This is a genomic window from Flexithrix dorotheae DSM 6795 (genome assembly GCF_000379765.1).
In the GTDB taxonomy this organism is placed as follows: Bacteria; Bacteroidota; Bacteroidia; order Cytophagales; family Flammeovirgaceae; genus Flexithrix; species Flexithrix dorotheae.
This window is the reverse complement of record NZ_KB903430.1, coordinates 588,105-612,810: the sequence shown is the minus strand read 5'-3', so window position 1 is coordinate 612,810 and position 24,706 is coordinate 588,105. Positions and strand designations below refer to the sequence as shown.

Genomic DNA, 24,706 nt, shown 5'->3' with positions numbered 1-24,706 from the left:
AAAAAAAATATTTGAATTTGTAAAGAAATATTGTCGGTGCTAAGGCTTGTTTAAGTATTGTTTTTTGAGACCAATTGGGTAAAATGCAAACATTCTCTGAATCCTGATAGTTAATTCAACTAATTTTAGGTAAAAATGGTCTTCCAATTTTTAGGGGAAGATTTGTTCGTTTTATTTCTTATTTTCTTAAAAAGTTATTGTTTTGTATTCCCCTGAAAAGTGAAAGGATTTTTCGGGAGATTTTATTTTTAAAAGTAAGTCCCTGGACTAATTTAATTGAGAATTATTTTACTTACAACCAAGTAGTTATGGCATGTATTTTAGTTTCTTAAAATTGTGGTCAGACTACTGATTTAAAAAACGAGATAAATGAGTAAGGTTTTAATAATTGGAGCTGGAGGAGTAGGCAGTGTGGTAGCGCATAAATGTGCTATGAATAATGATGTTTTTAGTGATATTATGCTGGCGAGCAGAACGGTTTCCAAATGTGATGCCATTGCCGCAACTGTGAAGGAAATGCATGGTGTAGAAATACAAACTTCCAAGGTAGATGCGGATAATGTTCCTGAGCTGGTGGCACTAATCAATTTTTTTAAACCAAAAATGGTGATCAATGTGGCTCTGCCTTATCAGGATCTGACCATTATGGATGCCTGTCTGGAAACCGGAGTACATTACCTGGATACGGCTAATTACGAACCCATTGATGAAGCTAAGTTTGAATACAGCTGGCAATGGGCCTACCAGGATAAATTTAAGGAAGCAGGTTTGATGGCACTTTTAGGTTGTGGTTTCGATCCGGGCGTTACAGGTGTATTTACTGCCCATGCCCAAAAACATCATTTCGATGAAATGCATTACCTGGATATTGTAGATTGTAATGCCGGAGATCATGGAAAAGCCTTTGCAACCAACTTCAACCCGGAAATCAATATCAGAGAAATTACCCAAAAAGGAAAATATTGGGAAAATGGAAAATGGGTGGAAACAGAACCATTAGAATTTCACAAGCCGATTAGTTATCCGGAAATTGGCCCAAAAGAATCTTATTTGTTGTACCATGAGGAATTGGAATCACTTACCAAAAACTTTCCATCCTTAAAAAGAGCAAGATTCTGGATGACTTTCGGGCAGGAATATATCACCCACCTGAGGGTATTGCAAAATGTAGGCATGACCAGTATCGAGCCTATTATTTACGAAGGACAAGAAATTGTACCCCTTCAGTTTTTGAAAGCAGTTTTACCAGAGCCAGGTACTCTGGGAGAAGGCTATTCCGGTAAAACCTCCATTGGTTGCCAGATAAAAGGTGTGAAAAATGGAGCGGATAAGACTTTTTATGTGTACAACAACTGTGACCATGGTGAGGTTTACAAAGAAGTGAAAGGACAGGCGGTTTCCTATACTACTGGTGTTCCAGCCATGATTGGCGCCATGATGATGCTGACAGGGAAGTGGATGAAACCAGGTGTGTTCAATGTGGAAGAATTTGATCCTGATCCATTTATGGAACAATTGAATATTCATGGGTTGCCCTGGAATGAAGAAATAAATCCGGAATTACCGCATGATTATGATTGATTTGAGGAGTGATACCCTCACCAAACCAACTCCTGAAATGCTTCAGGCTATGATGTCGGCTGAAGTTGGGGATGAGGTTTTTGAGGAAGATCCTACGGTACGTAAACTGGAAAAAAATCTGGCAGAAATGTTCGGAATGGAGGCCGGACTTTTCTGTCCTTCCGGAACTATGACCAATCAGATTGCCATTCGGATGCTTACCCAGCCACAGGATGAGGTGATCTGTGATAAAAAATCTCATATTTATAATTATGAGGGTGGGGGAATTGCTTATAATTCCCTCATTTCCACCAGATTGCTGGATGGCGACGGGGGAAGGATTACCGCCAAAATGGTAGAAGAAAATATCAATCCGGATGATGTGCATTTCCCACAAACCAGTCTGGTGGCTTTGGAAAACACCATGAACAAGGGGGGAGGATGCTATTACGAACTTTCTGAAATAGAAAAAATCGCCAGGGTTTGTCAGGAAAACCAATTGAAATTGCATCTGGATGGGGCAAGGTTTTTCAATGCCATTGTAGAAACAGGGGAAAGTCCGGCTGATTATGGCAAACATTTCGATTCCATATCCATTTGCCTTTCCAAGGGGTTAGGCGCCCCAATCGGTTCGGTGCTATTAACCAAAAATGAAAACCTGAAAAAAGCCAAAAGAATAAGAAAAGTTTTTGGAGGGGGAATGCGGCAGGTCGGTTATCTGGCAGCAGCAGGTTTATATGCCTTGGAAAATAACATTGAAAGACTTAAAGAAGACCACCAAAAAGCAAAGGAACTAGAAGCCACTTTAAAACAGCTCTCTTTTGTAAAAGACGTCCTGCCAGTGGAAACGAACATAGTCATTTTTGAAGTAGAAAATTCCGCTACAATGGTCGCTACACTGCAGCAAAAAGGCATAAAATCAGTTTCATTCGGCCCGCAACACGTCCGGTTCGTAACTCATCTTGATTTTACAGATGAGATGTTGGAGGAGGCTGTCCAGATTTTGAAGGGGATTTCGTAAGTTACAAACTTACTTTTATTGGAAAAATTAATAATAAATCTTAAGTTTTTGCTAAAAGGTATGGCTAAAAAATTTTCAAATTTAAGAAATGAATGAAATTAAGAGCAAACTGAAAGGAATAGTAAAAATTTTAGGAATAGCTAATAGAGCTTATTTTATTACTAGGTATTTACATGAACCCAAAAATGATGACCATGCCGGAATAATCCTTAATTCTGATTTCCTACGTTTTTCAAAGTATTCTTATTTTTATATGCTGGTTATTGAGTTAAATAAACTTGTTATAAATAATCAAAGCCAAAAATATAATTTGTTTAAATTGATAAACTTGTTGGAGAATAATAAAAATGAAATAAATAATAAAATTTCAAAAGAGAAAATACTTGAATTGAAAAACATGCTAAATGCTATAAATTCAAGATCGATTAGTTCATTAAAAAACTTAAGAGATAAACTTTATGCTCATCAAGATAATATTAATTCAGATTTTTTTTCTGAAAATAATTTAACTTTAGACGAAGTTGGTAGAGTATTGAGTACTGCAAAAGAAATTATCAGACAAATCTATCTTTGTTTAGAAGATGAGGATTTTAAATTTGATATAATACCAGAAATTACAATTGCTGAACGACATATAAAAAGGATGGTGGATTTACAATCTAAAGAATTAGAATTATTAAAACTTCGAATTGATCGCAAAAAGTAAAGTACATCCTCATTGGCTAAAGTTTGCAACTTTAGCCTTATAATAAAAGGCAGTTTGTAACTGCCGAAAACCATTAAAGAAAGTCAATTTCCAAAATACCAGTACCTCCGGCATAATCAAAAGCACTACTATAAATATAATGATGGGGTTCGTAAACAATTCCTGCCTTTACCGGATTTCGATGGATATAATCTAATTTTTGCTGTATCAAATGATTAGAACTAAGTTCGATAGGGTGGTTATCATGTTGCCAAAGTTGATGATACTTATTGTTTGAGTTGGCTTTACCTGCACTTTTAAAAATCCACATCATCCATGATTTTCTGCTTTCCTGAATATTATTTTGAATTGCCTCAAATAGTTTCTTGCTGGTATGTTTCTTTAAATCACGAAGAATATTTGAAAGGTTATAATTTCCCTTTGCGGAAGCAATCAGGTGGACATGATTGTTCATGATTACATAGGCGTAAAGCATTAATCCCTTATTTTTTTGACAGTACCGAAGACTTTCAATAATGATATCTTTATAACTCGGTCTGGATAAAGCATCTACCCATTGCACCGTAGAAAATGTAATGAAGTGGAGCGATTGGGGATTGTTTATAATGTATTTTGAAGGCATACTAAGAAAACTGTATTCTTAGGTCAAAATTTTATGCCTGGAACGTAAGTTACAAACTTACTTTTATTAGTAGGTTTAAGTAGCCGCCCGCTCCGCTTATACTTAAACCAGTTTTTTCCCTCTGGCTAAAGTTTGCAACTTTAGCCTTACAATAAAAGGCAGTTTGAAACTGCCAGAAACCATTACATTAAAGCCTCTTTAATTTTTTTCACATCAGCTTCATTTTGGATAATCATAAGATCATAGCTTTTGAATTCCTTGTAGGAAAATAAATATTTCGTCATGCCACTTCGGGTAAGGGCTTTGAAGTGGAAGTTTTCGGATTTGTATTTTTTAGTGATTAATTTCTTAGAGATGACTTTGTTTATCAGTTTCCTTTCCACGGTGAGTTTTGTCTGTTCCAGGTCGATAATAATTCTTTGATAAAATACCCATGCGGAAAACCGAAATAGAATATAGGCTAAAATTCCAAGGGCAGATATGACAAAACTGATGATTAAGCCTGTTAAAAATGGGGTAATGGCGAGTAGGGGAATGGCAAAAATCAGAATTTCTTTCCATTGAAACTCCATTCTGTCATTGATTATAATCTTATTTTCTAATTGGGTTATTTCTAATGCTTTCTCTTTTATTTTCATTTACTGGTTTTTTCGTAAGTTACAAACTTACTTTTATTTATAGGTTTAAGTAGTTGCTTCGCTTATACTTAAACCATTATTTTTTCTCGGCCGCAGGCTAAAGTTTGCAACTGTCAACCTTCAAATTCAAAATTGTTTATTTTTAAACTTTCAAAAATAATTGAAAATTTAAAAACATTTTGTATTTTTGTTGCGTATCAATATTTGTCATCCATTTGAAGATGACTTTATTTTTAAAGATAAATTTCAATAAAAATTGAAAGTTTTGAAAAATTTAAGCAAAAACTTACCACTATGAACTTTACTATTTTATCTTACGGACTTTATTTACCCATTACCATTGCTCTCACCATTTGGGTAGCGAAAACACTTTTCAACAATGGTCGAATTTTCCTACTGGATATTTTCCATGGCAATCAGCTTTTGGCGGATAGTGTCAACAAATTACTGGTGGTTGGGTTCTACCTGATCAATATTGGCTATGCAGTTTATACCCTGAAAATCATGGAAGTGATATCCAATTACCAACTGGTGATTGAAGTACTGAGTGTGAAAATTGGAGGGATTATTCTAATCCTGGGCGCCATGCATTTCTTCAATCTTTTCGTGTTTTTCCGATTGCGAAAAAAAGCAGTGTTAAATTGATTTACACCACCCCAGAACCTTTCAACAATGAATACGCTCAAAAACCATGTGATTGTTTATGATGAAGAATGCCCTATGTGCCAGTTGTACACCGGGGCATTCATCAAAACTGAAATGTTGGATAAAAATGGGAGAATTCCTTATCATAAATTGATGGAAAATCCTCCCCCTCAGATAGATATGCATCTGGCTTGCAATGAAATCGCCCTGATTAATACCGATTCCCAGGAAGTGACTTATGGGAAGGATAGCCTGTTCAAAATTATCGGGAATAGCTTCCCTATTTTCCAGTCGCTTTTTGCCAACAAAATTTTTCGCTTTGGAATAGACAAAGTGTATGCATTTATTTCCCTGAATAGAAAAGTAATTGCTCCTGGGAAGCATTTTGAAGAACCAAATAGCTGTACCCCCGATTTTAGTCTGACTTACAGATGGCTCTATATTGGTTTAGTCTGGCTATTCATTTCCTGGATAGTGGGGGCTTTTGCCCAATTGCTTGTTCACCTGGTTTCACAGGGAAGTTTTAGAAGAGAGTTACTGATTTGCGGAGGACCAATTTTGTGGCAAGGTGCATTGATGTTTTTCCTAAAGAAAGACAGAATTGTCCATTATTTGGGTAATATGATGACCGTTTCTTTAATCGGAGCTGTGTTGTTAATTCCTGCAATTCTAGCAGGTAGTTTTTACCCTGAAATTCCACAAATTATATTGTTAGCTTATTTCTGTGGAGTGGTTTCCTTCATGTTGATAGAGCATATGCGAAGGGTGAAAATTTTAGAAATTCATTGGATTGCATCTTTATCGTGGGTACTTTACAGAGTTTTTGTATTGATGATTATTTTATTGTAAGTGGTTGGATAGAAATAACTATCCTATATTTAATTTGCCACAACTGATTGATACTGAGATGTAATTTCTCCACATTAAAAAAGTACGGGTACTTAATGCTAAAAATCAACAAGGTACATCATATTGCCATTATTGCTTCCGACTATCAAAAGTCTAAAGCATTTTATACAGAAATTCTTGGTTTGGAAATCCTTTCGGAAGTTTATCGGGAAGAAAGGGATTCCTACAAACTTGATCTTGGGCTGAATGGAAATTATGTGATTGAATTGTTTTCTTTTCCCAATCCTCCGGAAAGATTGACTCAGCCTGAAGCAGCCGGATTAAGGCATATTTGTTTTGAGGTGGATGATATTCAGAAAAGTGTGGAACAGCTGGCCGCAAAAAATATTAGCTATGAACCAATTAGGGTAGATGCGGTTACAGGCAAATCTTTCACCTTTATTTTTGATCCTGATCAATTGCCAGTAGAACTTTATCAGTCCTAAATTGAAGATCTATTAAATCAGGCTTGAAATGTCCACTCTTGAAAAATCAGGCAAACGATCATTATTTGCCAAATTCACCTCAATCACTTTTTCCAGGTGAGGACTAAAGTGAATTTCAACCAAAAGTGTCCCGATATGATAAAGGAAAATCTTTAGGTTATAATGCTGTATTTCCTCCAGAAATTCACCATATTTCTGAACCAATTTTACCTTGTCTTCCTTTGATAATACTTCGAATTCATTTGCTTTCATGCCTTCCCAACGCAAAAGCCTTCCTTTCATTATTGGGTAAATACCTGCCTATAAATATTTTGAGCTGATCCCGGATTTTTTTGGGGCAGGTAAATCCATAGGCTAAATTTATTCAGGGAGCTTGTCTTTAATTGGAATCCAGACTTCTTCCTCAGAATCGGGATGAGTTGGACCGAAATATTTTTCACCCATAATTTCAAAATGTTCCCTATTGTCTAGTAAGTAATCCGAATTTGGTAACCAAATTCCAAAAATATAATTGAGTGTTTCCCCAAAAGCACTTACTGGTCCGTGATGGACAAAAACTGCATATTTCCCTGCGGATAAAGTATGTGTTTCCATATCTTCAGGGATTTTGTCCACATCTTTTACCTCCACTGCCGCCCATTTTTCAAAAATAACTTTATCATCGAAATCCTTAAAACTCAGGTCCTCCGGAAATATTTGTACAGAAAAATATCCAGAATTCTTTTGGCTATTAATTTCATCCTTCCTTGACATAAATTTCTGCCAAAGATGGGCAGTTTTATTTTCTGCCAAAGAAGTCTTTATGCGCATTCCAATCAATTTTTTGGCGGTAATTTCTTCAATTCTTGGTTTCATCGGTTATGTCGATTTTTAATGGTAAAGGTAAAATAAGATTTTAATAAATATATTTTTTCTGGATTAATGGATTTAGCGTTTTCAGAATAAAAAAAATGTTAGTTTTAGTAGTTTGATTATTAGTGTTTTAAGTGAGTTTTTAATTTCTAAAACTGCACAAAAAGTTTTAAAACGTAAAAATTAGTTGTAAAACTTAAAATTAAGTTATATGTTTGCTTTATGAAAAAATTAGAAGCACTTACAAAAACAGAGGAGCGGGTGATGCAAATCCTCTGGGATCTTAAAAAGGGTTTTGTGAAAGATGTCATTGCTAAGATGGCACCAGAAAAACCGCCTTATAATACTATTTCCTCCGTAGTGAGGATTTTGGAGAAAAAAGGTTTTGTAGATCATAAAGCTTATGGTAAAACACATGAGTATTTCCCCATAGTTTCCAAGTCAGCCTATAAAAAATTTACCTTTAAAAATATGATCAGCAATTATTTTGAGGGATCGTATGAAAAACTGGTTTCTTTTATGGTACAGGAAGAGGAACTCAGCGAGAAAGAGATTGAGGAAATTAAGGACATCATTGGGAAGATTGACAAATAATCTTACTTAGTTTAACATCCTAAACCCTTCTTATCCATTTAAAATTTTTCACAGTGAATGGCTTTTTATTGTACGCCCTTTCCTCAGCGTGTTGTCTCATTGTATTCTATCTTTTTTACAGATGGATTTTGCAATCTGCAGGTTTACCCCAGTGGAACAGGTTTTTCTTATTGATCGCACTTGGGCTCAGTTTCTTAATTCCTGTTTTGGAAATTGATTCCACAGCATTTAGCAAAGTTTTTTCCGCATCTATTTCGGAGTCAGGGGAAATGGTTGAGGCAGTTGAAAATCAATTCGTCTATCTGATGTGGGAGAAAGCTGCCCCGTCTAAAAATTTGCCAGTAGCAGAAAGTTCAGGAAGCGCAGATTATTATTATTTCTGGATAGGGCTTGCGGTCTACCTTATTGGTTATGTAATATCATTTCTCAGTTTAAAAAGGAACATTTTCAGCATATTGAAAATAGCATTAAATGGGAAAGTGACCAGGAAGGGAAGCTATTACCTTATAGAAATAAAACATAAACCATATGCTTTTTCTTTTTTCAAAATGATTTTCCTGAATCCGGAAGGATTAAAAGAAGAGGAAAAATCTCAGATAATAGCCCATGAAAAAGTACATGTATTGGAATGGCATTCACTTGATATTTTGTTGGTAGAAATGCTCAGGGTAGTTTTTTGGTTCAATCCAATTTTAGGACTTTATAAAAAAGCTATTGAGCAAAACCACGAATATATTGCCGATCAGCAGACTGCACAGAAGTATGGCGTTTCCAATTATTTCAAACTGGTTTTGAAAATGGCTATCCGGCAGCAAAAAGGTGTATTGGCGAATCACTTTGCCAATATTCCCATAAAAACAAGAATTCAAAAAATTAATCAGAATCCAATTCAACCTATGCAAAAATTTAAATACTTTATTGCAGTTCCCCTCATTGGAGGACTTTTAGCCTGCTTTTCCTGTGAAGAAGAAATACAGGAATTAAAACCAAAAGAAAAGGAAATTGCAGTTTTACAATTGCCTGAGGTATTAGTAGAAGATTCCCCTCATATTCCAAAAAAAGCTATTCCAGATATTTTCCCATTAAGTGATGAAGGGTTCAAAAAAGTTAGATCAGGTTTTGGAATGAGATTTCACCCTATCCTAAAAGTAAAAAGGATGCATACAGGAGTAGATTTTACCGCTCCTGAAGGAACTCCGGTAATTGCTACTGCTAATGGAAAAGTTGCTCAAACAGAGGTAAGTAAAAAGGGATATGGCAACAGCATAGAATTGGAGCATGATGAAGAAATTTCCTCTTTCTATTCTCATTTATCAGAAATTTTAGTGGAAGAAGGGCAGGAAGTGAAGAAAGGGGATGTTATTGGCACTGTTGGCTCCACTGGCTTGTCGGTAAAACCGCATCTACATTACGAAATCAAAAAAGGAGATAAAAAAGTAGACCCAAAAGATTTTTTCGGAAGTCAGGTGGAAGTGCTTGAAAATCAGTATTAAACTATTGCTTTATTGCCTACAGAAGATTTAGAAATTCAACCAACCAGATTTAATTTTCATGAATAACCTTATCATTTACTTACTTTCTTCCACTTGTTGCCTAATTGTATTTTACCTTTTCTATCGATGGGTTTTACAATCAGTTGGTTTGTACCAATGGAATAGAATTTTCCTGCTATTGGCACTGGGATTAAGCTTTTTTATTCCTTTACTTCAAATTGATCCAAACATATTTAATGATCTTTTACCAAATGGAATGACAGATTCCAGAAAAGTAGTAGAGCATGTTGAAAGCCAACTGGTACTGCTGGTAATAGAAGAAGGAATGCCTATGGAAGAGTTTGGGAATGTAGAAAACTCAGAAAGTGGAGTATATTATTGGCTAGGTCTGCTTATCTATATAACAGGTTTCTCCATTGCTTTTTTTCAATTGAAGAGGAATATCTTGAGTATTATCAGGATGGCTTTGAATGGAAAAGTAACAAAGTATGGATCCTTTTCTTTGGTGGAAATTCATCATAAACCCTTTGCATTTTCATTTTTCAGGTTGATTTTTCTTAATCCTGAAGGATTGACCGAAAGTGAAAAGGCACAGGTAATTGCCCATGAAGAAGTACATGCTCGGGAATGGCATTCACTAGATATATTATTGGTAGAAGTTCTAAAAGTGATATTTTGGTTCAATCCACTTCTGGGACTTTATAAGAAGGCTATTGAACAAAATCATGAGTTTATTGCCGATGGACAAACTGCCGGGAAATTTGGCATCTCCAATTATTTCCAGCTGGTATTAAAAATGGCGATCAGGCAGCAGAAAAGTACTGTTGCTAATCATTTTGCTAATATTCCCATCAAAAGAAGAATACAGAAAATCAATCAAAATCAAATACAAACTATGCAAAAATTAAAGTACCTGATCGTAATGCCCCTTATTGGCGGGCTAATGTTTTGTTTCTCTTGTAAACAGGAAAACGAAAATGTCAATCAAAATGAATTGGTTAAACAACCTGCTCCGGAAATGCTTTCTGTGGCTCACCAGCCTCAGCAGGACAAGGGTATCCCGGATATGTTACCCCTCAAAAGAGAAGAAATGCATAAAATGACTTCAGGATTTGGCATGCGTACCCATCCTATTCATAAGAAAAGACAAATGCACCGGGGAGTAGATTTTTCGGCCCCCACCGGAACTGGGGTTTATGCTACTGCGGATGGCGAGGTGAAGGGAGCTGAAATTAAAAATGGTGGCTATGGTAAGCTGATAACACTGGCTCACGATGAAAATTATTTTACCAGATATGCCCAGTTAGATGAGATTTTAGTGGAAGAAGGACAAGAGGTGAAAAGAGGCGACCTAATTGGCAGAGTAGGTTCTTCGGGAATGTCTACAGCACCTCATTTGCATTATGAAATACTAAAAGGCGATCAACCTGTAGACCCGGCCGATTATTTTGGAGAAGGAGTGAAGTTTGAATAGGAGAAGCCCCCAAATTATTTTTTAGTCATTCTGGAGAACTTATTTTCTGTCTCTTTGTAGGCAGACGGAAAATGTTCTCCATTTTTTATGCGGTCTGTAAATTCTGCAAAACCATTTAAACCTACTACATTCCACCATCTGGAAACTTCCCGCATAGAAGTGACATAAGACAAGTAGGGGCTTTTTTGTGTAATCCGGATAAAGTCCTTCATTTTTTCCAGTTCTTTTAAAGATGGAGCCTCTTCCCCTTTTTTAGTTAAAATATTCCACATAGCATCCGAATCTTTGTAGCGGTAATCCAGCATTAAGGCCAGACCTTCATCGAACCAGGTGGGAATTTCCATTTCCCTGTTCCACCAGCCTACCCGGTACACCAGTTCTGCATGGACCAGTTCATGACTAATGACATCCCTATTCAATCCTTTGGGACCTAAAACAATATAAGAACCGATTGGGGTAATGTGATTCATTCCAGGACTATTAAGTTGAGCGCCATAAGTCCGCATAAAATTTTCTGAATCTCCAGCTAAAAAGACAGGATTGGCATAAACTGTATCAAAGAAATGGCTCAGCCTTTTCCTTGATGCCTCAATATTTTCCTTGAGCAGGGCTGCATCAATTTTATCCATTCCAGCAGAAACATATAAATTATCAGTTTCTTTTCTTAGAGAAGAAAGGTCATATTCCACCAAAATGCATCGAATCTGGTGATTGAAATTTAGCCCATAGATCAATATTGCTATAAAAATAGCAGGAACCAGGTAGGTCAGTGATATTTTTAATAACCTCTTCATCAATCAGTTTTTGCTCAAGCTTTATTTATCCGGATTTTGTGGAATTTTAAATTAATTTTCTTCAGAAACTTGGAAATGATTGAGCTGTTTAAACCCACAACATATTTTAGAAGGATATAATTTGGATGATTTTTATTTGAAATAATTTTACTATTTAAAATAATGAGTGTATGTTTATGTTTTGTTAATAAATGTAAATAAGAAAGACTCAATTTTTAATTAGCTAATAAAAAAATACAATTTGGTATTTATTAACAAATTGTAATTTATTGGCAATTTGTGAGTTAAGATAATTATATGAATCCCAACTATGGGAATCATTATAAAAATAGTAAAAGTAAATATCTAATCATACAGCTATTTAAGATGAGTAAAAAAGTTAAAGTACTACTTGTTGAGGATGATAGAATCATTGCCAAACTGGTAAAAAAATATCTTGATATCCGTGGGTATGATGTCATTTATTGTGACAATGGAAAAGCCGGCCTTACCACATTTAACAATTATAATTTCGACATCTGCATATTTGATGTGATGATGCCGTATAAGGATGGATTTACCTTAGCCCAGGAAGTAAGAAAAATTGATGAGTTTGTTCCAATTCTTTTCATTACCTCTAAAACGCTAACCAAGGACAAAATTAAGGCATTTAAGATTGGTGCGGATGATTACATTACCAAGCCATTCGATATGGAGGAGTTGTTGCTTCGAATAGAGGTAATTCTTAAGAGGCAGCAAAGTAAGCCCAAAACTCCAGTGGAGGAGGATAATGATAATGTGAAATTACAAATCGGCAATTACGTGTTGGACTTTCCTTATCAGAAATTATACCTTGGTGATGATTTTAGGAAACTGACTACAAGAGAGGCGGAATTGCTAAGGTTCTTGTTTAAGCACAGAAATGACCTGATCCGTAGAGAATATATCCTTCAGGAGATTTGGGGTGATGATGACTACTATAAAGGACGAAGTCTGGATGTATTTATGTCAAGGTTGAGAAAGTATTTAAAGGATGACCCGGCCATCCAGATTATCAATGTTCATGCAATCGGATTTAAGTTTATTGTAGCTTGAAAGTCGCCAGATTTCATACCAGCAAGGGCCTGATGGAGTTTGAACTTTATGAGAATGATGCCCCTGGTACTGTAGAAAATTTTTGTGATTTAGTCAATCAGGAATTTTACAATGGATTGATTTTCCATCAGTATATTCCTGACACCCTGATACAAACGGGCTGCCCCAACGGAGATGGTACGGGTGGCCCTGGTTATTTTATAAAATGTGAGTTGAAAGGGAAAAAGCAATTCCATGACAAAGGCGTGCTTTCTATGGCCAACTCCGGTCGGGATACCAATGGCTCACAATTTATTATTTGCCTTGACCAGGCCAATGTGAAACACCTGGATGGCAACCATACCTGTTTCGGGAAATTGAGAAAAACAGGTTTTGAGGTGCTATCCAAATTAAGGCGTTTCGATGTAATTGAAAGCATTGAGCTTGGTGAAATAGAGGAAGTTTTTGAAATGAACGAACGGGATTACCAGTAGTAATTTTATCCTCCAACCCTGAAATAATTTTATTCTTTTACTTCCGGTACCCCATAAGGGCCATCTTTTAGTAATAAAATTTCCGGGTTTCCTTCACTATTTTCAATTGCGAAATCCATGGCCTTTTCCAGCATTAGTTCCATTTTTTCTATTTCATCTTTCCCATTTTCCTCATTGGCAATAAAATCCAAGCCAGCAATTCCGGGAATATTTTTATATTCTTCTTTGGCGATATCCAGGCTGCAATAAATAAGATTCTCAGGAGTGCCAATAACATCAAAAACTTTACACCACATTTGAACCTGCCATTGTTCCTGAATCATTTCCCATCCCGGAGCTTTGATCATTTCCATAAATTTGTCCTTCCCATGCTGATTGAGCAAAGCAAGTGCTTTTCTGTAGCCGGGGCCCCCAACTTTGTCAGTGTCTGTATTTTTTGCCACAATTATTATTTTCCCATTTTGCTTTACAGCCCTTGCGGCCTCAATTGCGGCTTTTGCAGCCTGATAATGATTGATGCCAACGAACCCTGCAGGAATTAAGACAATGTCATATTTTTTTGCCAGAGGTACGGTAACATAACTTTTAATGGTTTTTACAGCTTCCTGATGGGCTTTGAGCAGATTTCCGGCAAAAACCCCGGTCAGGTTTTTTGCCGCATCAATGGTTACATTGACCAGGAAATCACAACCGGCCATTTGTGCTACCTCAAGGGCTTCATCATTAAGTGGGTTTCCTTCCAAGATTAAATCCGCTGCCTGAGAGGAACTCAAAAACTTAGGTCCGTGGAATAGTTTCAATGTTTCTTTTCCCACAATTCCCGGGCAAATTCCCTTTCTTCCTCCGGAAGCACCTGCCATAAAATGACTTTCCACCAATCCGGTAACAATTTTCAGATCGGCTTCTATATATAATTTATTGAGCTTCACTAATGAACCTGTTCGGGTATGTCCCAATTCTACCAGGTGATTTTCATTGTCATATTCGTGGTTTTCAATATTTACCTTTCCAAATCCTGATTCTTTCAATCCCATCATTTCCTCTGTTTCCACTGGTTCCATGTTCCTGTGAGAACCCGCTCCAATAATTACAGTAATTTGTTGTTGGGTAAAACCCGCATCCAGTAATTCTCTAATGATATGCAACATCAGACCATTTTTTCCCCTATAAGGAACTGGTCTGGTATTGTCAGAGACCACTATTACAGCTTTAGCATTTGTGTTTTGATCTAATTTCCCCTTTGCTATGGCCTCCAGGGAGGCTGAGGCAATAGGGTTTTTCAAGGCAAAGGGAATAGTAGTCTCCCCTGAAACAGAAGGAGGAGTAACATTCATACCCTTTGCTTCCAGATTAAATTTTTGGTTTATTTTCAGAAATGACTTGCCATATTCTATTATTCGTTTTTCCATCTTTTTAATATAGGATATATTGAAAATTCTTGTAATTTTACAAAAAAACATTTAGCCAGCCACCCTGTACCAACCGGGCTCGGATAAGCCCAAATTAAGTTATTTCATTAACTTAAAACTCCAATAAATTCCCACTTTTAAGATTTTTTTAATACCAACTGGTAATGTTTAATTTTTACAAAAGTGCAAATATTTCTATCCAATTTGATGATGAGAATTCATTATTAAGAGCAACCTGGTTTTCCGAATCTGAAAACATGACAGAGGAGCTTTTGAAAAAAGAATTGTTGTATTGGGCAAATGGAATTAAACAATTTTTACCAAAACGTTTATTAGTTGACTCCAGGGAGTTTATATTTACTATTTCACCCGGAATGCAAATTTGGATGGCAGAAAATATTTATCCTTTTTACACAAAGAATGAAGTGAAAAAGCAGGCGTTTTTGGTGAGCAATGATTTTTTTGCGCGAATCTCTATTATGCAGGGTGTGCAGGAAGTAGGAAATATAACCACTGAATCTCAATTTTTTGAGTTAGAGGAACAGGCTCTCCATTGGCTTATGGCTGAAGTTAATCAGCCAAATCCTTAGTTGATTTGAAATCCCACTTGTGGGATGTGTTGAATCTGTTTTATGAATTTTTATAAGTATGCAGGAATATTATCGAAGTCGATATAAAGAAATCACTTTTGACAAAGAGGAATCTTTATTAAAATCCATATGGTTTAAGGACTCCAAGGAAATGAACGAAATGGAGTTTAAGGAAAATCTCAGCCATTGGGTAGGGGGAATTAAAAAGTTTAGACCGGAAAAATTATTAGTTGATTCAAGGGAGCTTGGATTTACCATAGATCCATTAGTCCAAACCTGGATGGCAGAAGAAATTTATCCGTATTATGTCAGTAATAATGTGCAGAAACAGGCTTTTATAGTCAGTAAGGATTTTTTCGCCAGGATTTCCATCGTGCAAACAATTGATGAAGTGGGTAAAATTGTAACGGAGACCCAGCATTTCGAATCTGAGAAAGAGGCACGGGATTGGTTGACAAAGTAAATTATTTGCTTACTTAAATTCAAAAGCCGCCTTAATGTGATTTTTTACTGCATCATTAAATTCTTCTTCCTTTTCCATTATCAAAGCGAAATTTAAGGATTCATTCAATTTAAATGGAATAATGTCAATTGCAGGTAAGGCCGATTGAAAAGAAGCAGGCAGGCGTAAACCGATTACCAGTTTTCCTTTTACTGGTTTGATAGCCATAAATTGCCTTTTGGCATAAAAAGGAGAATAATTTTTCCGCTGTTTTAGGATGATTTTTTTATCAAGGGACAGCGTAAATTCTTCTACCTTTTCATATAAAGTCCTTAATTTCTCATGCTCACCTTTATACAGTTCTGCCAGCATGCCTGAAGAACCTCCTTTCACTTTTCCCAGTCTTAAAGCCGACCAGGTGTCATCAAGGGAAATTATACTTATTCCAGTAAGTGCATAATCCTTCAAAATTTCCCAACCTGTATCTCTGGTAAGATCAGTTGTGATTTTGCCAGATTTTTTGGGATAAGCCACCCAAAGTAAACCATCCTGCTCCAGGGCATTAAATAAAAGCGGACCAAAATGATTTAACTCCTGCTGATTGGTAGCAAACAGCAAAATGAATTCAAATTTTTCTGCTTCGAGGGGAATAGCAGCGCTTATTTCATGGTCAGAAAGCCGGTTGGCAAAATTGGCCGGGGCATTCATTAACAGCGCTTTCTGATCGTCTTTAAACCGAATTTTTTTTACAAGAGCTTGATCCGCCATTCTTTTGAAAATTTGGAATTGATTTTACGAAGGTAAATAATCTCTCCAAATTACCGACAAGTGAAAAATCAAATAATTAACCGTACATTTGTAGAACCTTTTCTGAGGAATATCATGGTGAAAATTTAATCGAACTAGGAACCAGAATCCCACTTCGGGTATTTTTTTATTGTAGAGTAACTACATCTTAGTATCGATCAGTTGAGCTCCCGGAATGGAGCTCTGCTCCAGGTGACCAACTATAAGGTAGTTATTTCTGTCCAACCACTTAAGTTGGAATAAAAGGGCAATTACTTTTATAGTGGAGCGAGTTGGAACAACTTGGTATTTTCTTTTTGTTTAAAAATTAATAATCTAAACTTATTTATAAAAATAATAATAAAAAATCGGGTACTTATCTACTAAAATCTGGGATTTTACTATTTTTAAAAATTTTAAATAAAACAAGAGGTGAATAAGATTTCTTATAATTTGTAGATTTGCATCTGAAAACGGATTGGTTACTATTAAATACAATTTAATCTCGTAAATGTACTATGGCATTTGATATTGAAATGATTAAGGCGGTGTATAGCCGCATGGATGAAAGAATTGCAGCTGCAAGAAAAGTTGTTGGGAAACCAATGGCCCTGGCTGAAAAAATATTATATACTCACCTGTATGACGGGAATGCTTCTGAAGCTTTCAGCCGTGGAGAGTCCTACGTTGATTTTGCCCCCGACAGAGTGGCTATGCAGGATGCCACCGCCCAAATGGCATTGTTACAATTTATGCAGGCTGGAAAAAGTAAAGCTGCAGTGCCCTCAACTGTGCATGCCGACCACCTTATCCAGGCTAAAATTGGTGCAAGTAAAGATTTACAGGAGTCGCTGAATCAAAATAACGAAGTTTTTAATTTTCTTTCTTCTGTTTCCAATAAATACGGAATTGGATTTTGGAAACCTGGAGCAGGAATTATTCACCAGGTAGTATTGGAAAATTATGCTTTCCCTGGTGGAATGATGATTGGTACCGACTCTCACACTGTAAATGCAGGAGGTTTAGGTATGGTAGCTGTTGGTGTAGGTGGTGCTGATGCTGTAGACGTGATGGCCGGAATGGCCTGGGAACTAAAATTCCCTAAATTAATCGGGGTGAAATTGACTGGTATATTAAGCGGATGGACTGCTCCAAAAGATGTGATTTTGAAAGTGGCCGGAATTCTTACCGTAAAGGGAGGAACTGGTGCAATTGTAGAATATTTTGGAGAAGGTGCTGAATCATTGTCATGTACTGGTAAAGGTACTATCTGTAATATGGGTGCAGAAATTGGTGCAACCACTTCTACTTTCGGTTATGATGATTCTATGAGAAGATATCTTAAGGCAACCGGAAGAGCTGATATTGTAGATCTTGCCGATAAGGTAGCTGATCACCTTACTGGTGACCCTGAAGTTTATGCTGAACCAGAAAAGTATTTTGATCAGGTAATTGAAATTAATCTTTCTGAACTGGAACCACATGTGAACGGTCCGTTTACTCCGGATAGAGCTACCCCTATTTCGGAAATGAGGAAAGAGGCACAGTCTAACGATTGGCCAGAAAAAGTGGAGTGGGGATTAATTGGTTCTTGTACTAACTCTTCTTATGAGGATATTTCCAGAGCTGCTTCTATTGCCAAACAAGCTGTAGAAAAAGGTTTGGTACCCAAAGCTGAATTTGGCATCAACCCTGGTTCGGAGCAGGTGAGATTTACGATTGAAAGAGATGGTTTTATTGAGACTTTCGAAAAATTAGGCACTAAAATATTTACCAATGCTTGTGGACCATGTATTGGTCAGTGGGCAAGGGCTGGTGCTGAAAAGCAGGAGAAAAATACCATTATCCACTCTTTTAACAGAAACTTCTCAAAAAGAGCTGATGGTAACCCTAATACACACGCTTTCGTTTCCTCTCCGGAAATTGTTGCTGCTGTGGCTATTGCAGGTGATTTAGGATTTAACCCTATGACTGATACCCTTACCAATGATAAGGGAGAACAAGTGAAGTTAGACGCACCTACTGGTTGGGAATTGCCTCCAAAAGGATTTGACGTAGAAGATCCTGGTTATCAGGCTCCTGCAGAGGATGGAAGTGGAATTGAAGTAGTGGTAAAACCTGATTCAAAAAGACTTCAGTTATTAGAGCCTTTTGCCGCCTGGGATGGTAAAAATATTACCGGAGCTAAATTATTAATTAAAGCTCATGGAAAATGTACTACCGACCATATCTCAATGGCTGGTCCTTGGTTAAGGTTTAGAGGACATTTGGATAATATTTCCGATAACTGTCTGATTGGTGCTGTAAATGCCTATAATCAGGAAACTAATAAAGTTAAAAGCCAATTGTCTGGAGAGTATGGTGAAGTTCCTGCTACTCAGAGAGCATACAAAGCTGCTGGTATTCCAACGATAGTTGTGGGCGATCATAACTACGGTGAAGGTTCTTCCAGAGAGCATGCAGCTATGGAACCAAGGCATTTAGGAGTTAGAGCGGTAATTGTGAAATCTTTTGCCAGAATTCACGAAACCAACCTAAAGAAGCAGGGAATGTTGGGTTTAACTTTTGATGATGAAGCTGATTATGATAAAATCCAGGAAGATGATACCTTCAATTTCCTTGATTTGGATCAGTTTGCGCCAGGAAAACAATTGACATTAGAGGTTGTTCATGCGGATGGATCGAAAGATAGCATCAAATTGAACCATACTTATAATGCGCAACAAATTGAGTGGTTTAAAGCAGGATCTGCATTGAATTTGATTAAACTTCAGAATAAAGGATAATTAAATTATCAGATTCAAAAAAATATAAAGGTCGGAAGGTTTCCGGCCTTTTTTTGTATCCAGGTAATTCGAAAAATACATAAATCTTTTGCAGGGTTCTTAAAAAATAAGAAATTGCAGCACATTACTTTTAAATCCAATTTTTAATTTCTGACTTCTAACATCAAAAATAAAACCCATGAAAAATCAATCTAAATTCCTGATACTTACATTTTTACCTTTTTTGTTTTTATTAAATTCCTGTGGTGAAAAAGAGAGGTTGAAAGCTGAATTGGCTAAGGCCCAGGCCGCTCTGGACAGTACGAATGTAGCAAATACGACTATGCTCGATCAATTTGGGGAAATCGATATTATGCTTGATTCCATAGAATCGTCTCAGGATGTGCTTAATTTCAATCTTGAATTAGGTACCACTTATGAAGATTATACTGATCGACTGAACAATATCAATAGTAATATTGAAAATACGAAGAGCAGGTTAAAAGAATTAGAGGATCAACTGGCCAAAAGTGATGGAAAAAATCAGACACTTTCTGGTATGATCAACAAGTTGAGAAAATCTTTGGATGAAAAAGAAAAAAATATTGTGGAATTAAGTGCACAGGTGGAAAGATTTAAAACAGAAAATGATGGTCTAATTTCTACCGTGGAGTTGCAAAAACAGCAACTGGCAGAGCAGGAACTTGCTATTCAGAAAAAGCAAGAAGAGTTGATGACCCTGGAGGAAAAAATAGAAGCATTGGGTGAGGAAGCTGTTAAAAAAGAGGCAGATTCTTATTTTGCCAGAGCCGAAAAAACCGAAGAAGTGGCCTCAAAAATAAAACTGGCGCCAAAAAAGAAAAAGGAAGCTTTGCAAGAGGCTTACGATCTTTATAAGAAATCATTTGAGTTGGGCAAAACGGAAGCCTTTGCCAAAATGGAGGCTTTGGAAGATAAATTATAAAGAGAGATTTTTATCTTAAGAATTGAGGAAGCATCCGATTGGGATGCTTTTTTTATGGCTACAACAAGGTAAATTCTGATCATACAAGCATATTAAATTAAAATTATGCTATTTTTGGACAATAAATCAGCGGTTTATTGCATGAATTTTCGTAAATCAAATAAGTATGATTAAAAACAGGAATCCATTTATTTACTTCATCATTACTTTTGGGATGTTCCTTCCCTGCTTTTTAAGTGCACAGGAGAAAATGCCAAATAGCCATTATGTGGCCTACCAGCCTGCCTCCTCCATATCAATTGACGGAAAACTGGAAGAAAAAGAATGGGGGAAGGTTGCCTGGACCTCAGATTTTATTAATATAATTGGCAGGGACCATCCTGCTCCAAAGTTCAGCACAAGGGTGAAAATGCTTTGGGACAAGAAATATTTCTATATAGCTGCAGAATTGGAAGAACCAAATCTTTGGAGTGAAATCACTAAAAGAGATGCAGTGATTTTTCATGAAAATGATTTTGAGGTATTTATAGATCCTGATGGAGATACACACCATTATTATGAAATTGAAATCAATGCATTGGGAACTGTTTGGGATTTGATCTTAAAGAAACCTTACAGGGATGGAGGTCCGGCCGATTCTTCCTGGGATATTGATGGATTGAAAAAAGGAATCCACCTGGATGGGACTTTAAATAATGGGGAAGATATTGATGAAAAATGGACGGTAGAACTGGCTATCCCGTGGAAAGCTTTTAATGATTTTTACTCAAACAAAAAAAGCCCTGAAAATGGAGAACAATGGCGCGTGAATTTCTCAAGAGTGCATTGGGATACAGAGTGGAAAGAAGGGCAATACATCAAAAAGACAGATCCGGAAACGGGAAAAAATCTTCCGGAATACAATTGGGTTTGGGCGCCTCAGGGGGCAATTGCCATGCACAAACCCGAGATGTGGGGATTTGTGCAATTTTCTAAAATAGTGGCAGGAGAGGGCCCAGCGGACTTTGTGGAGAAAGCAGAAGAAAAAGTGAAATGGGAATTGCGGCAGCTTTATTACCTGCAAAAAGCCTATTTCAAAAAGCATAAAAAGTATAGTGAGGATCTGACCACCCTCCAAAAAGAATCGGAATGGCGTTTCTCAGAAGATTTAAAAATGGAGGCTACTGCTTCAAAATTTGAAATTAAATTTCCAATAATAGACCAACAGAAAGTCTGGCATATCCGGGAAGATGGAAAATGCTGGGATACAACATTAAAAAAATAATACATGATGAACAAAAGAAAATTTCTTGAAATGGCTGGGAAAACCAGCCTTGGTTTATTAGCCAGTCCCTATTTAATGGAAAATACCGCTTTTAACCCATTGGCAAAAAAAAACACTAAAAACTGGATTTGGGCGAGGCCAAAAGAGCAATCTATTGAGGCCTGGAAAAGGGACCTGGAGAAGGTAAAAAAGACGGGTTTTGATGCTGTTTTACTGGAAGTGTATAATGGAAATGTGACTTATTTTGAGAATAGTAAATTTCCCGTAAAAGAGGCTTTGCTGGAAAAGCTAATTCCTATCTGTAAGGAAATTGGTCTGGAAATGCATGGCTGGATGTGGACTATGCCATGCACCAACGAAAAAATCGTGAAAGAGCATCCTGAGTGGTATGCGGTAAATGGTCTGGGTGAATCTGCTGCCACTAAACCGGCTTATGTAGGGTATTACAAATTTTTGTGTCCCTGCCACCCTGAGGCTCAGGAATTTATCAGAGAAAATGTAGAGAACCTGGCAAAAGTAGAAGGCCTGGATGGCGTTCATCTGGATTATGTAAGGTTACCCGATGTTATTCTTGCAGAGGCGCTACAACCAAAATACAACATCGTGCAGGATAAGGAATATCCCCAATACGATTATTCTTACTCCGAGCATTGCAGAAAAGCTTTTAAAGCCCAAACAGGTATTGATCCATTAAAAGATTTGAAAGATCCATCAGCCAATGTAGAGTGGAAGCAGTTCCGTCAGGATAGTGTTTCCAATCTGGTTAATGGAAAACTTGCCCCTGAAGCCAGAAAGCAAAATAAAATGGTAACTGCTGCAGTTTTTCCGAACTGGCCCGCAGTTCGTCAGGAATGGAAAACCTGGAATCTGGATGCTTTCCTTCCCATGCTTTATCATAATTTCTACAATGAAAAACTGAGCTGGGTTGGGGAAAAAACCAAAGAGGAAGTTGCTTTTGTAAACAATAACCAGCCGATCTATTCTGGTTTGTTTGTGCCTTCTCTTTCACCTAAAGAGTTGAAAAAAGCTTATCAGATTTCTTTAAAATCAGGTGGAAGTGGAGTTGCCCTCTTCGATCTTTATTCCCTGAAAGATGAACATTGGGAGGTTATGGAAAAACTACTTTCATAAGAAAAAAAACTCAGATTGGATTTATACCAATCTGAGTTTTCCTTTGGGTTGAAAATTTTATTCTAACGTAACTGTTTCCCAGACTACAGTAGGGACAGATAATTCTTCGGTATTCATTCCATTTCTTCCCCCTCCCTGAGGTCTTCCAGTTCTGGGAGCCCCTTCTGCAGTGGGGTTCTGTCCTGCCCTGGATCTTCTTTCATCTGCCTTTTGTGCCCTGGCTGCATTCATGGCTTCTACGTCCAAAAAGCCAGTTTCAAAGCCTATAGCCAGTTCAGATCCGGTTTTCTTTTCTTTTATTTTAATCACCTCTCTGGGGATTCTGGCTTCATATACAACCATATTGTTTTCATCCAGGCCAAGGGCAAGTTCGATTCCACTATTTTCATTTTCAATATTACCCACTATAGGATTGTCAGTAAGCCCAGAAATGATAAATTCCTTGGAAGTTTCCACTAATTTTTGTTTAATAACAAGTTGCCTTTGTGCCCTTTCTTCCTCATTAGGTGCACCAGATCTCGTCCTTTGGCGGCTATTTGCATTATTTTGTCTGTTATTTTGGCGGTACTGCATCATTCTTTCCTGGTTACTGGTTGGGAAAGTTATGCCAAATTCTCCTTCCTCTTTGCCTCTGCCATCCAGCATTAGAGTTAATCCAAACATGATTATTTTCCTTTCGGTAGTTTCGTCCAAAGGTTTTAACCTGACATAAAAAACATTCTCATGTTCGCAAATGGTGTAGGCGAGCTTTTCATCCCCCTGCCAGTCGAACTCCCAATCGGAAATATTCCCATCGATTACAGGTGCGGTTTTACTTTTTTTTATGGATTGATTTTTCTGGGCAATTGAAAACTGAAAACTTCCCAGAAAAATGGCGGCTATAATTAATCTTCTCATATTGAAATTTTAAAAATGCTTTATACTGGAAAATTAAGAATTGAATTTATTTAATCCAGGAATTTTCTACCAAATTGAGTATAAAATCAACCAGTGGTGATTACAGGTAATTAAAATTTTCTTTTCTGAATTATTAAATGAACTGAATTGGCGTAGTATTTAAATTTAAAGTTCCCATGTCTGATCAGATATATATTACAACCCTAAAAATTTAGCTGTGGAGCTAAAAATCCAAATTCAAAACTTCTAAATTTGGGCTTCTAATAATTCTTATTGAAATTAAGCATGCCAAATTCTACGAAAGCACAAAAGTCGGAAGCCTTCCAAAAACTATTGTACATTATGGACGAAATCAGGGAAAAATGTCCCTGGGACCGGAAACAAACCATGGAGTCCATTCGCTACCTCACCATTGAAGAAACCTATGAATTGTCAGATGCTATTTTGGAAAAAAATCTTCCCGAAATAAAAAAGGAACTGGGAGATTTGATGCTGCACATGGTTTTTTATGCCAAAATAGCTTCAGAAACCAATGATTTTGATATCGCTGATGTGTTGTTTGGGATTTGTGATAAGTTGATTTCCAGGCATCCACATGTTTTTGGTGATCAAACTGTAAATTCAGAAAAGGAAGTAAAACAGAATTGGGAATTATTAAAATTAAAAGAAAAAGGAGGAAATAAAACCATTCTGGGCGGAGTGCCCAAATCATTGCCAGCCATGGTGAAAGCCATTAGGGTTCAGGAAAAAGCCAGGGGAGTAGGTTTTGACTGGGAGAAAAAAGAACAAGTCTGGGAGAAGGTGGAAGAGGAGATGCAGGAATTTAAAGCAGAATTTAATGTGGCCAAAAACGAAGAAATTGATAAAGAAAAAGCGGAATCCGAGTTTGGAGATTTGCTTTTTTCATTGGTTAATTATGCCCGGTTTGTAGGGATAAACCCGGAAACGGCTTTGGAGAAAACGAATAAGAAATTCATTAAAAGATTTAACTTTCTGGAATCAGAATCTAAAAAAGATGGGAAGTCAATGGGGGAAATGACATTGGCAGAAATGGATGAATATTGGGAAAGAGCAAAGCATATTTAGCTGCTTTCCCTCCCCAAAAGTCCAGTATCATATTCATTAAATAATTAAGAGTAGCATGAGCGTTCGATCAGAATGTAAATTCAACTATAAAC

26 protein-coding genes are annotated in these 24,706 nt (G+C 36.8%); 18 read left to right on the top strand and 8 right to left on the bottom strand.

The genetic code is table 11. The features are described from left to right. The first annotated feature begins 369 nt into the window (after positions 1-369). From A3EM_RS0102645 to A3EM_RS0102635, 3 genes are all read left to right on the top strand, one after another. Complete coding sequence (locus A3EM_RS0102645) at positions 370-1,581, top strand: saccharopine dehydrogenase family protein (protein ID WP_020526613.1); 1,212 nt, start codon at positions 370-372, stop codon at positions 1,579-1,581. Beyond that, complete coding sequence (locus tag A3EM_RS0102640; protein WP_020526612.1) at positions 1,568-2,581, top strand: threonine aldolase family protein; 1,014 nt, start codon at positions 1,568-1,570, stop codon at positions 2,579-2,581. Before A3EM_RS0102645 ends, A3EM_RS0102640 begins: the two co-directional genes overlap by 14 nt. Positions 2,582-2,669: 88 nt before the next feature. Further along, the gene (locus tag A3EM_RS0102635; RefSeq protein WP_020526611.1) at positions 2,670-3,287 is read left to right on the top strand and encodes an AbiU2 domain-containing protein; all 618 of its coding nucleotides are present in this window, start codon (positions 2,670-2,672) and stop codon (positions 3,285-3,287) included. Positions 3,288-3,360: 73 nt separating this feature from the next. Here A3EM_RS0102635 and A3EM_RS0102630 read toward each other — a convergent pair whose 3' ends face one another. Both A3EM_RS0102630 and A3EM_RS0102620 read right to left on the bottom strand, forming a co-directional pair. Further along, positions 3,361-3,909: an REP-associated tyrosine transposase gene (locus tag A3EM_RS0102630; protein WP_020526610.1), complete on the bottom strand. Its 549-nt coding sequence runs from the start codon at positions 3,907-3,909 to the stop codon at positions 3,361-3,363. A 182-nt stretch (positions 3,910-4,091) separates the two neighbouring features. Then, positions 4,092-4,547 (bottom strand): hypothetical protein, encoded by a 456-nt coding sequence (locus tag A3EM_RS0102620; RefSeq protein WP_020526609.1) that lies wholly within the window; start codon positions 4,545-4,547, stop codon positions 4,092-4,094. 294 nt (positions 4,548-4,841) lie between these two features. On the opposite strand from A3EM_RS0102620, the gene A3EM_RS0102615 reads away from it, so the two are divergent. From A3EM_RS0102615 to gloA2, 3 genes are all read left to right on the top strand, one after another. After that, a complete protein-coding gene (locus A3EM_RS0102615) occupies positions 4,842-5,192 on the top strand; it encodes a hypothetical protein (RefSeq protein WP_020526608.1) in 351 nt (116 codons plus the stop codon). Positions 5,193-5,219: 27 nt separating this feature from the next. Continuing rightward, entirely contained in the window at positions 5,220-6,041 is an 822-nt protein-coding gene (locus A3EM_RS0102610) for a hypothetical protein (RefSeq protein WP_020526607.1), read from the top strand. 95 nt (positions 6,042-6,136) lie between these two features. Then, entirely contained in the window at positions 6,137-6,526 is a 390-nt protein-coding gene (gene gloA2, locus A3EM_RS0102605) for an SMU1112c/YaeR family gloxylase I-like metalloprotein (RefSeq protein ID WP_020526606.1), read from the top strand. Between the two features lie 12 nt (positions 6,527-6,538). Here gloA2 and A3EM_RS0102600 read toward each other — a convergent pair whose 3' ends face one another. Next, positions 6,539-6,808, bottom strand: a complete 270-nt coding sequence (locus A3EM_RS0102600) for a hypothetical protein (protein WP_020526605.1) — start codon at positions 6,806-6,808, stop codon at positions 6,539-6,541. A gap of 78 nt (positions 6,809-6,886) precedes the next feature. Next, positions 6,887-7,381, bottom strand: a complete 495-nt coding sequence (locus tag A3EM_RS0102595; RefSeq protein ID WP_020526604.1) for a GyrI-like domain-containing protein — start codon at positions 7,379-7,381, stop codon at positions 6,887-6,889. Between the two features lie 219 nt (positions 7,382-7,600). Between A3EM_RS0102595 and A3EM_RS0102590 the strand changes: the two genes are divergently transcribed. From A3EM_RS0102590 to A3EM_RS45440, 3 genes are read left to right on the top strand one after another with little or no spacing between them, the layout of a single operon-like run. After that, positions 7,601-7,972 carry a BlaI/MecI/CopY family transcriptional regulator gene (locus A3EM_RS0102590; protein WP_020526603.1) on the top strand — a complete coding sequence of 124 codons (372 nt, stop codon included), beginning with the start codon at positions 7,601-7,603 and terminating at the stop codon, positions 7,970-7,972. Positions 7,973-8,025: 53 nt separating this feature from the next. After that, positions 8,026-9,465, top strand: coding sequence for a peptidoglycan DD-metalloendopeptidase family protein (locus tag A3EM_RS45445; RefSeq protein ID WP_083925156.1), 1,440 nt, complete (start codon positions 8,026-8,028; stop codon positions 9,463-9,465). Positions 9,466-9,523: 58 nt separating this feature from the next. Beyond that, positions 9,524-10,939, top strand: a complete 1,416-nt coding sequence (locus tag A3EM_RS45440; protein ID WP_020526601.1) for a peptidoglycan DD-metalloendopeptidase family protein — start codon at positions 9,524-9,526, stop codon at positions 10,937-10,939. A gap of 14 nt (positions 10,940-10,953) precedes the next feature. Here the strand turns inward: A3EM_RS45440 and A3EM_RS45435 are convergent, their stop codons facing one another. Continuing rightward, positions 10,954-11,733, bottom strand: a complete 780-nt coding sequence (locus A3EM_RS45435; RefSeq protein ID WP_020526600.1) for a DUF1570 domain-containing protein — start codon at positions 11,731-11,733, stop codon at positions 10,954-10,956. A gap of 366 nt (positions 11,734-12,099) precedes the next feature. On the opposite strand from A3EM_RS45435, the gene A3EM_RS0102565 reads away from it, so the two are divergent. Continuing rightward, complete coding sequence (locus A3EM_RS0102565) at positions 12,100-12,807, top strand: response regulator transcription factor (protein WP_026210063.1); 708 nt, start codon at positions 12,100-12,102, stop codon at positions 12,805-12,807. Further along, entirely contained in the window at positions 12,804-13,280 is a 477-nt protein-coding gene (locus A3EM_RS0102560; RefSeq protein WP_020526597.1) for a peptidylprolyl isomerase, read from the top strand. Before A3EM_RS0102565 ends, A3EM_RS0102560 begins: the two co-directional genes overlap by 4 nt. A 29-nt stretch (positions 13,281-13,309) precedes the next feature. Here the strand turns inward: A3EM_RS0102560 and A3EM_RS45430 are convergent, their stop codons facing one another. Further along, positions 13,310-14,689, bottom strand: a complete 1,380-nt coding sequence (locus A3EM_RS45430) for a lactate racemase domain-containing protein (protein ID WP_020526596.1) — start codon at positions 14,687-14,689, stop codon at positions 13,310-13,312. A 164-nt stretch (positions 14,690-14,853) separates the two neighbouring features. On the opposite strand from A3EM_RS45430, the gene A3EM_RS0102550 reads away from it, so the two are divergent. After that, the gene (locus A3EM_RS0102550) at positions 14,854-15,279 is read left to right on the top strand and encodes a hypothetical protein (RefSeq protein WP_020526595.1); all 426 of its coding nucleotides are present in this window, start codon (positions 14,854-14,856) and stop codon (positions 15,277-15,279) included. Between the two features lie 58 nt (positions 15,280-15,337). Further along, positions 15,338-15,742 carry a hypothetical protein gene (locus A3EM_RS0102545; RefSeq protein WP_020526594.1) on the top strand — a complete coding sequence of 135 codons (405 nt, stop codon included), beginning with the start codon at positions 15,338-15,340 and terminating at the stop codon, positions 15,740-15,742. A gap of 9 nt (positions 15,743-15,751) precedes the next feature. Here the strand turns inward: A3EM_RS0102545 and A3EM_RS45425 are convergent, their stop codons facing one another. Next, a complete protein-coding gene (locus A3EM_RS45425; protein WP_020526593.1) occupies positions 15,752-16,489 on the bottom strand; it encodes a DUF5655 domain-containing protein in 738 nt (245 codons plus the stop codon). Positions 16,490-17,025: 536 nt separating this feature from the next. Between A3EM_RS45425 and A3EM_RS0102535 the strand changes: the two genes are divergently transcribed. From A3EM_RS0102535 to A3EM_RS0102510, 4 genes are all read left to right on the top strand, one after another. After that, positions 17,026-19,293 carry an aconitate hydratase gene (locus A3EM_RS0102535; RefSeq protein ID WP_020526592.1) on the top strand — a complete coding sequence of 756 codons (2,268 nt, stop codon included), beginning with the start codon at positions 17,026-17,028 and terminating at the stop codon, positions 19,291-19,293. Between the two features lie 178 nt (positions 19,294-19,471). Continuing rightward, on the top strand, positions 19,472-20,236 hold the full coding sequence (locus tag A3EM_RS0102520) for a hypothetical protein (protein ID WP_020526591.1): 765 nt from the start codon (positions 19,472-19,474) through the stop codon (positions 20,234-20,236). Positions 20,237-20,402: 166 nt separating this feature from the next. Beyond that, positions 20,403-21,500: a carbohydrate-binding family 9-like protein gene (locus tag A3EM_RS0102515; protein WP_020526590.1), complete on the top strand. Its 1,098-nt coding sequence runs from the start codon at positions 20,403-20,405 to the stop codon at positions 21,498-21,500. 3 nt (positions 21,501-21,503) lie between these two features. Next, a complete protein-coding gene (locus A3EM_RS0102510) occupies positions 21,504-22,631 on the top strand; it encodes a family 10 glycosylhydrolase (RefSeq protein ID WP_245576480.1) in 1,128 nt (375 codons plus the stop codon). 57 nt (positions 22,632-22,688) lie between these two features. On the opposite strand, the gene A3EM_RS0102505 is transcribed toward A3EM_RS0102510, so the two are convergent. Beyond that, positions 22,689-23,528, bottom strand: coding sequence for a hypothetical protein (locus A3EM_RS0102505; RefSeq protein WP_020526588.1), 840 nt, complete (start codon positions 23,526-23,528; stop codon positions 22,689-22,691). A 285-nt stretch (positions 23,529-23,813) separates the two neighbouring features. On the opposite strand from A3EM_RS0102505, the gene mazG reads away from it, so the two are divergent. Then, positions 23,814-24,614 (top strand): nucleoside triphosphate pyrophosphohydrolase, encoded by an 801-nt coding sequence (gene mazG / locus A3EM_RS0102500; protein WP_020526587.1) that lies wholly within the window; start codon positions 23,814-23,816, stop codon positions 24,612-24,614. The last annotated feature ends 92 nt before the right edge of the window (positions 24,615-24,706 follow it).